The 7,245-nt window shown below is 61.8% G+C and carries 7 protein-coding genes and 2 tRNA genes; 4 read left to right on the top strand and 5 right to left on the bottom strand.

The window, feature by feature from the left end; all coding sequences use genetic code 11:
* Positions 1 to 40: 40 nt before the first annotated feature.
* The 5 genes from HMPREF3171_RS10425 to HMPREF3171_RS10410 all read right to left on the bottom strand — a co-directional run bounded on the left by HMPREF3171_RS10425 (position 41) and on the right by HMPREF3171_RS10410 (position 2,870).
* Positions 41 to 114: transfer RNA gene (locus tag HMPREF3171_RS10425), tRNA-Pro, on the bottom strand.
* A 133-nt stretch (positions 115 to 247) separates the two neighbouring features.
* Entirely contained in the window at positions 248 to 790 is a 543-nt protein-coding gene (locus tag HMPREF3171_RS10420) for an S-adenosylmethionine synthetase N-terminal domain-containing protein (RefSeq protein ID WP_070484875.1), read from the bottom strand.
* A gap of 112 nt (positions 791 to 902) precedes the next feature.
* The gene (locus HMPREF3171_RS10415) at positions 903 to 1,292 is read right to left on the bottom strand and encodes a P27 family phage terminase small subunit (RefSeq protein WP_246815371.1); all 390 of its coding nucleotides are present in this window, start codon (positions 1,290 to 1,292) and stop codon (positions 903 to 905) included.
* 449 nt (positions 1,293 to 1,741) lie between these two features.
* Positions 1,742 to 2,725, bottom strand: a complete 984-nt coding sequence (locus HMPREF3171_RS12125) for an endonuclease/exonuclease/phosphatase family protein (RefSeq protein WP_256388310.1) — start codon at positions 2,723 to 2,725, stop codon at positions 1,742 to 1,744.
* A 70-nt stretch (positions 2,726 to 2,795) separates the two neighbouring features.
* Positions 2,796 to 2,870, bottom strand: a tRNA-Gly gene (locus HMPREF3171_RS10410).
* Positions 2,871 to 2,959: 89 nt separating this feature from the next.
* Here HMPREF3171_RS10410 and HMPREF3171_RS10405 point away from each other — a divergent pair.
* From HMPREF3171_RS10405 to HMPREF3171_RS10390, 4 genes are read left to right on the top strand one after another with little or no spacing between them, the layout of a single operon-like run.
* Positions 2,960 to 3,754, top strand: a complete 795-nt coding sequence (locus tag HMPREF3171_RS10405) for a hypothetical protein (protein WP_070484874.1) — start codon at positions 2,960 to 2,962, stop codon at positions 3,752 to 3,754.
* A gap of 52 nt (positions 3,755 to 3,806) precedes the next feature.
* Entirely contained in the window at positions 3,807 to 4,583 is a 777-nt protein-coding gene (locus tag HMPREF3171_RS10400) for an electron transfer flavoprotein subunit beta/FixA family protein (RefSeq protein WP_070484873.1), read from the top strand.
* A 9-nt stretch (positions 4,584 to 4,592) separates the two neighbouring features.
* The gene (locus tag HMPREF3171_RS10395) at positions 4,593 to 5,525 is read left to right on the top strand and encodes an electron transfer flavoprotein subunit alpha/FixB family protein (protein WP_070453697.1); all 933 of its coding nucleotides are present in this window, start codon (positions 4,593 to 4,595) and stop codon (positions 5,523 to 5,525) included.
* Entirely contained in the window at positions 5,525 to 6,967 is a 1,443-nt protein-coding gene (locus HMPREF3171_RS10390) for a cytochrome b/b6 domain-containing protein (protein WP_083292072.1), read from the top strand. Before HMPREF3171_RS10395 ends, HMPREF3171_RS10390 begins: the two co-directional genes overlap by 1 nt.
* Positions 6,968 to 7,245: the final 278 nt, after the last annotated feature.

Raw genomic sequence — 7,245 nt, 5'->3', positions numbered from 1 at the left:
CTTATAAGTGGCGGGCCCGTACAAAACGGGCCCGCCTTTGTCGGGGCGACAGGATTTGAACCTGCGACCCCCTGCTCCCAAAGCAGGTGCGCTACCAAACTGCGCCACGCCCCGTAGGCGGCAAAACCGCCACGGTATGAACCGAATCAGTAACCACTCAAGCGGTTCAGGTTGATCATTGTAGCGGGCGATCAAAGCGGGGTCACATCGGGGTAGAAAAAACCGGTTCTGCATGCAGAACCGGCGTTTACCCTGGACCAAAGGTGGTCACGGTGGATACAAAGGCTGAGGTGATGATGAGGTTCGTGACCTGGCGGCGAAGCTCTTCCAAATCCGTGTCCTTGGTGTGTTGGATCGAGACGACGACTGCTTCCACGTCGGTGGCGTGGCCGTCATCGTCGTAACGCAAGGAGACTTGGGATTTGCCGTCCGAGCCGATACCCCGGATCACCCCATCCACCCGTGCGGTATCCAGGCGCTTGCAGATGTCGTGCGCGATCACGAGTAGCAGGGGAAGGCGCTCGCGGGTCTCGGCGGTGGCGTAGCCGTAGACGGTGCCCTGGTCGCCAGCACCGGTGAGCACGAACGCAGATTCATTCCCGTCGCGGGCTTCGAGGGAGGTGCTAACGCCTGCGGCGATGATGCGGCCCTTGGTCGCCATGACCTCCACCGCGCACCGCGCCGCCGGGTCAGTGACGAGCAGGTCGTCGAGGATGATGCCGGCGATGAGGTCGCAGAGCTTGTCCGGGTGACCAATAAAGGTCGACTCACTGGTACGAACAGTGGGCATCGGGTGAACTCCAATCAACTGGGAAGTGGGTACGGGCAAGAAATGCTCACCCCGGCATTCACCGGAATGGGCAACAACAAAAGGACGAGTGAAGCGCAGCAGGTCTGTGGGTTTAGCGGGATTTGAGCAGGCGCTCCATCAACTCATCCGCAGGGCTGGCTCCTGCGTACTCACGGGAGCTGGTGGCGCAGACAATTTCGTAGATCTCGTACCAGTACACATTCGCCTGCTTAGAAAAGCTCTGGCTCATAGCGACGAACGGGGACGCGATCGTAGCCCCCGTGGTTGGGTGCGTGCCGAGCAGGCCGAACTTGGTAATCGTCTCCTCGCACTGGATGTAGCGGGCGAACGCCTGGGCGTAGGCCTCAATCAATCTTGGGGATACGAAGGAGGCAACACCGCGTGCGTTGAGCCAGGCCCAGGTTTCCCGATAGAGCTCCCCAGCCAGCAGCGGCTGACCATCACGCTGTGTCGCGGACAGATAGGCGGAAGGTTCGGGCATAGTTTCCCGTCGAGTACAGCGCCTTCACCCATGTCCACACCGTCCAGGCCGAAAGGGTCCCGGTCGACGGGTTCGAGCAGCCTGGAGGCGGGTTTGCCGGCTTCGAGCTTGTCCTTGAGGGGATCGGGTTTTCGCGCCGGCGCGGACGCGTCTGCCGCCGCGGTTGGTACCGTCCTTGGCCACGAGTCCACCTCCTTCCTGGGTTTAATAGGTCAATCCGGGGTTTGATTCGGGATTTTTGCGCGCGGAGGGCCTAGCCCGCCAGCCCATGGCCTAGGCGCTAGAGATTTCATGCCCTCTACGGGGCCTGCAAACCCCGCAGAGCGTCGAAAGGAAGAAAAACTAATCCTCAACTTCCACCGGGAATCTAAGGCCCTCAGAATCGCTTAAAGCGCGTTTTATGCTGCGAAAATGATTAGAGGCATCAACTCTAAGCAGTGCTCAAACACTCATTGAACCGCTACTTGAGTTTTGTAAGCGAGGTGATCGGAGTAACCAATCTGCTGCACTTGACAGGAGTGGGCTGTTATTCCTTGTGTTACGAAGATATGGTCGATGGGTGATCTTAAAAGGTTGGGCGCACCAGCTGGCCACGTACCAGTGGGGGTGGTTGAACAGAGCTCTTGCGAATCAATAAGGCTGCCTCTAGTGGCAAGAGGTCCGTGGCGAAGAGTGGCGTTAAAGTCGCCCGCGATTATAAGCGGTTTTTGTATCGAGCTCCCAAACTCAACGACACGATTGATGTCATCTCGCCACTGATTCATAAGTCTAGGCAACGGTGGTGCTGTGTGTAGCCCTAGAATCACAGGAAGCCGAGCATCCTCAAACTCGATGGCAACTGTTCCGAATGATGTTACCGGGCCTCGTGTAAAGTGCGCTGCTCCAAGCCTTTTATGTACTACGACTGACGTGGGGGCGATTTGCCCTGTATAAGTGTTCGGAAGACCATCATTACGAGTTTCAAAGAGCTGGCCGTCATAGTTTGACGTTTCTATCGCTTCACGAAGCTCATAGCCGGACGTTTCGGGCAAAACGATGATGTCGGGATCCCATGTACTGACAAGTTGTTGGAAATCGCTGGTGTCCAGCATTGATCCCGTATTAAACGTAACGACCGTCAGGTTCCTCTCTGCAACAGTGGAATGTTGTTGGCCGCTGACCTGATGTGGGATACCATTCGGTGCGAACAAAAATCCTGCTCCCGCGACAATCCACACTAAACAAGAAGTTAGGGCAAGTCTTGGCCATCGCCTCCACCAACCGACACCGGTAGCACACCCGCCTAGGAGTAGTATCACCAGCCCCAGTACTTGCGGGAAGGCTAACACCTGAGCGAAGGGAAGGTAGACGCTCAACGATCTGGCAACCCCAAACTGTGGGAATAGCGCCACAATACAGGAAAAGCAGCCCAACACAATCCCGCAAACAAACATAGCCTTGCACCAGAGTAATCGCTTAGAACCACTCTGGTGCAAGGCTTCCCAATTGTCGCGACTCATGACGTGGAGGGAATGACGGGAATCGAACCCGCGTCTTCAGCTTGGAAGGCTGAGGTATTAGCCACTATACGACATTCCCATGCGTAGAAACGCTGCCTTAACGGCTGCTCGGAACTTTAGCGCAGGTTCACCCGTTGAACCAAACAACAACGAATTTTAGGAGGAGCCATGCTCGGTCTGTTGCTCATCGTCTTTGCTATTGGTGCGTTGATCATGCTGCCCACGATGGGTAGCGGGGGTCGTCGTCAAGTGCAATCGCGCCAGCAGGCACAGATTTCTTTCGACGACGCCTACGCCGACGCCAAGCGATGGACCGACCGACTCGGCTCGCAGGTGCTGAACCTCTCCGGCAACGACGCCGCCTCCACCCAGGCCATGGCGGACGCCTCCGAGCGGTTCAACGCCGCAAGCGCAGGTCTTGCCGACGCCCGCACGCCGAAACAAGCCATGCTCGCCCGCGAATCCGCGCTCGAGGGCCTGCACTACGTCAATGCAGCGCGCGAGATCATGGGGCTTCCCGCAGGGCCCGCGCTGCCAGAGTTGGAAGGCCAGCGCCAGGCAGGCCGCGTGACTGAACAACGCAGCGTGCGCCAAGAAGACGGCACCGTTGTTACCGCATCGCCCGTAGCCACCGAGGCCACCCCGCACTACTACCCCGGCGGAGCCGTCGCAGGCCGCCCCGTTCCTGCTGGCTGGTACTCCACCGCCTGGTGGGCCCCAGCGATGATGACCGGCATGTGGGCTGCGTCGTCGATGATGTTCTACTCCACCATGTTCGCCGGCATGTCCGGCGCAGCAGCACCCGAAGCGTTTGAGGCTGGCGGTCTCGGCGACGCTGCTGGCGCCGAAGGCATGGGCGACATGGGAGATATGGGTGACATGGGTGACATGGGCGGTGGCGATTTCGGCGGAGACATGGGTGACTTCGGCGGCGGCTTCGACTTCGGGGGATTCGACTTTTAGCCGTGCGCTAGACTGCGCACGATTGCCTACCCCCTACCTATAAGGAGTGGCCGTGCGTATTGCCGTGCTGCTGAAAGAGGTGCCGGACACCTACAGCGACCGCGAAATGAACCTGGAGACTGGTCTGACCGACCGCTCCGGCGACGTTGTTGCCGACGAAGTTGGCGAACGCGCCGTCGAAGCAGCGCTACGCATCGCGGAAGCACTTGACGACGACACCGTGGTCGAAATCCTCAGCGTCGGCCCCGAAACGTCTGCCGATTCGATCCGCCGCGGCATCGCCATGGGCGCCACCGAGGCCTACATCGTTTCCGACGACGCCTTGACCGGCGCCGACGCCACCCTCACCGCCGAGGTGCTTGCAGCGTTGATTCGCAAGAACGGTTACGACCTCGTCGTTACGGGCAACATGTCCTCCGACGGTGGCACCGGCGTCATCGCCCCCATGATCGCCGAACACCTGAACTGGCCCGTACTGACCAACCTGACGGAACTGACCGTCGACGGCACAAACGTCACCGCCACCCAGGCCTCCGACGGGGCGGTCGTCGAACTGCGCGCCGACCTCCCAGCCGTCGTCGCTGTTGCCGACGAGTTCGCCGACCCCCGCTACCCCAACTTCAAGGGACTCATGGCGGCGAAGAAGAAGGAGCTCAACACACTCACACTCGCCGACCTGGACATCGACGCGGAAGATTTCACCCACCCGCGCGCCATCATGGTCGCCATTGACAAGCGCCCGGCCCGCGAACGCGGCGAAATCATCGACGCCAACTCCACCGCCGCCGCGAAACTCGTCGACTTCCTCGAATCCAAAAACCTCATTTAAGGAGCACCCATGACTGAAATTCTCGTTGTCCCGGACCGCTCCCACGACGGCAGCCTCGACCCCCACGCCGCCGAACTCATCGGCGCGGCCTCCGAAATCGGCACCCCCATCGTTCTTATCGACGACCGCACCCACGCCGACGCCCTCAGCACCCTCGGCGCGGCCACGGTGCTGGTTTCCGACGCCCCACTTGTCGACGCCACCACCACCGCCCTCACCACCCTCAACCCCGCCGCCGTGTTGTTTTCCCACACCGTGCGCGGGCGCGAAACCGCCGGCCGTGTAGCCGTGCGCGCAGGCAAGGCGCTGTTGACCGACGCGGTGGCGGTTCGTCGAGACGCAGAAGGCATCGTCACCGACCACCAGAACTTCGGCGGCGCCTACACCGCGACTGCCGCTGCCACCCACTCCGCACCGATCATCACCGTGCGCCCCGGTGCTGTGGAAACCCGCGCCGCTGCCGTCGCAACGCCTGAGGTGCGCGACCTCAACGTCGAAACCTCCGGCGCACGCACCGCCGAGGTCGTCTCCGTCACGCCGGTCGAGCGCACCTCCACCCGCCCCGACCTGCTCACCGCAGACAAGGTCGTTGCCGGTGGCGTCTCGCTCGGCGACGCCGACATGTTCGAAGAACTCGTCGGCGGGCTTGCGGATGCCCTCGGCGCCGCCGTCGGCGCCACCCGCTCCGCCGTCGACGAAGACCAAGTCGCCTACGAAGCCCAAATCGGCCAAACCGGCGTGCTGGTCAGCCCGAAGCTCTACATCGGCATCGGCATCTCCGGCGCCGTCCAACACCTGGTGGGCATGCAAACCGCCGACACCATCGTCGCCATCAACAATGACGAGGATGCCCCCATCTTCGACATCGCCGACTTCGGCATCATCGGTGACCTCTTCGACGTCGTCCCACAGATCATCTCCGAGATCGAGGCTCGTAAGTAATGCCCCAACTCCGACGCGGCCTGCCCCGTGTTCCCGGCGGCGAACCATGGCCCCCGCTAATCGACGACCCCACCACCCCGACCACCTGCGCCCCCGCTGAGCCTGTCGCGGCGCCTGCCACTGTGTCTGCTTCCTCGCCGACCACCGGTTTGCGCCAGGGCCTACCTCGCACCCCGGGCGGTGAACCCTGGCCACCGGCCACCGCCGTCGCTGCCTTCGCGGATGCCGGCGCTGCTGCTCCGTCCACAGCGACACCGAGCGAGCCTGACGCTGCTGCTACTAGCACGGCTGACGCAGCCGATCAGGCCACATCTCCAGCTGCAGCCCCCGCAAACACCGTCGAGGTTGCCTTGCGCCGCGGTCTTCCCCGCGTCGCAGGCGGCGAAGCCTGGCCACCCGCCGGTACTGTCCACGTGCCCGCACCAGCCGAGCCCGAAGCCGCACCAGCTCCAGCACCGACGGCTGCACCAGCGGCCGCAACAACCGCCGACGCCACGCCAACGCCCGAGCCCGATTCGGCTCCGGCAGCACCGGCAGCCCCAACGCCCGCAGCGCCTGCGCCGGTGGAGGTGCCGGCGGGGCGTGGGGTCGTCGATAAGCGATGGCTCATTCCAGCCCTCGTACTGGTCATCGCAGCATTCGTCGGCGCACGCTGGTTCATCGGCACCGACACCGGCGCCGACTTCGTCGCACGTTACGACGGAATGCAGCCACTACCCGACAACGCCCCCGTCGGCTTCCCCGCCTGGCTCAACTGGGCCCACTTCTTCAACATGTTCCTGATGGCGCTCATCGTCAAGACTGGTCTCGACGTGCGCAGAGAGAAGCGGCCGGCGGGCTACTGGACGTCGAAACGCAACGGCAAAAAGATTTCCTTGACCCAATGGCTGCACCAAACCCTTGACATCGCATGGGTCGCACTCGGCGTAGTGTTCTACATCCTACTGTTTGCCACCGGCCAATGGGTCCGCATCGTGCCAACCAGCCTCGATGCCATCCCCAACGCCATCTCCGCAGGACTGCAATACCTCGCACTCGACTGGCCCGACGAACACGGCTGGGTCCACTACAACGCGCTGCAAGAACTCGCGTACTTCACCACCGTATTCATCGCCTCCCCACTCGCGATCGCATCCGGCTTCCGCATGAGCTCCATGTGGCCGAAAACGTGGAACGGGGTGCCCGTCGCGTGGGCACGCGCCGTGCACTTCCCCACCATGATCTACTTCCTCATCTTCATGGTCATCCACGTTTTCCTCGTTGCGACGACCGGCCTGCGCGCCAACCTCAACGCCATGTTCGCCGCCCAAGACTCCACCTCCTGGACCGGCACCCTCGTGTTCCTCGGCGCCGTAGCCGTCACCGCGCTCGGATGGTTCCTCGCCCGCGGATCCTTCGCAGCACCACTCGCGAAACTGACCGGCAAAGTGACCAAACGCTAAAAGTCAAGACCCAGCAAAATCTGTGGATAACTTTCCGGCATGAGTCGGTGGGTTATCCACAGATTTTTTGTTGGGCCTTGTCGGTTGTTTGGAGGTTGCTTAGCGTTCATGCCATGGCATTTGTAGACCTTCTCGGCTTCCGGCTTTCGGACATCGCCGACTTCGACCGCGACACAGCCCTCGCTGCCGGGCTGAACCCGTCGCGCATCCGAGAATGGTCACGGGTACACGACGTCTACTTCGGGGTGACGAAATTCACGCGGAAACAATCCGACGCA

The organism is Corynebacterium sp. HMSC08F01 (assembly GCF_001807545.1).
Classification (GTDB): domain Bacteria; phylum Actinomycetota; class Actinomycetes; order Mycobacteriales; family Mycobacteriaceae; genus Corynebacterium; species Corynebacterium coyleae.
The sequence above is the reverse complement of the archived record's forward strand: the minus strand, read 5'-3'. Positions and strand labels throughout refer to the sequence as shown.

Bases quoted from the DNA above. Each gene is read 5' to 3' on its own strand.
- HMPREF3171_RS10420 (WP_070484875.1), bottom strand. From the start codon at position 790: ATGCCCACTGTTCGTACCAGTGAGTCGACCTTTATTGGTCACCCGGAC.
- HMPREF3171_RS10415 (WP_246815371.1), bottom strand. From the start codon at position 1,292: ATGCCCGAACCTTCCGCCTATCTGTCCGCGACACAGCGTGATGGTCAG.
- HMPREF3171_RS12125 (WP_256388310.1), bottom strand. From the start codon at position 2,725: ATGTTTGTTTGCGGGATTGTGTTGGGCTGCTTTTCCTGTATTGTGGCG.
- HMPREF3171_RS10405 (WP_070484874.1), top strand. From the start codon at position 2,960: ATGCTCGGTCTGTTGCTCATCGTCTTTGCTATTGGTGCGTTGATCATG.
- HMPREF3171_RS10395 (WP_070453697.1), top strand. From the start codon at position 4,593: ATGACTGAAATTCTCGTTGTCCCGGACCGCTCCCACGACGGCAGCCTC.
- HMPREF3171_RS10390 (WP_083292072.1), top strand. From the start codon at position 5,525: ATGCCCCAACTCCGACGCGGCCTGCCCCGTGTTCCCGGCGGCGAACCA.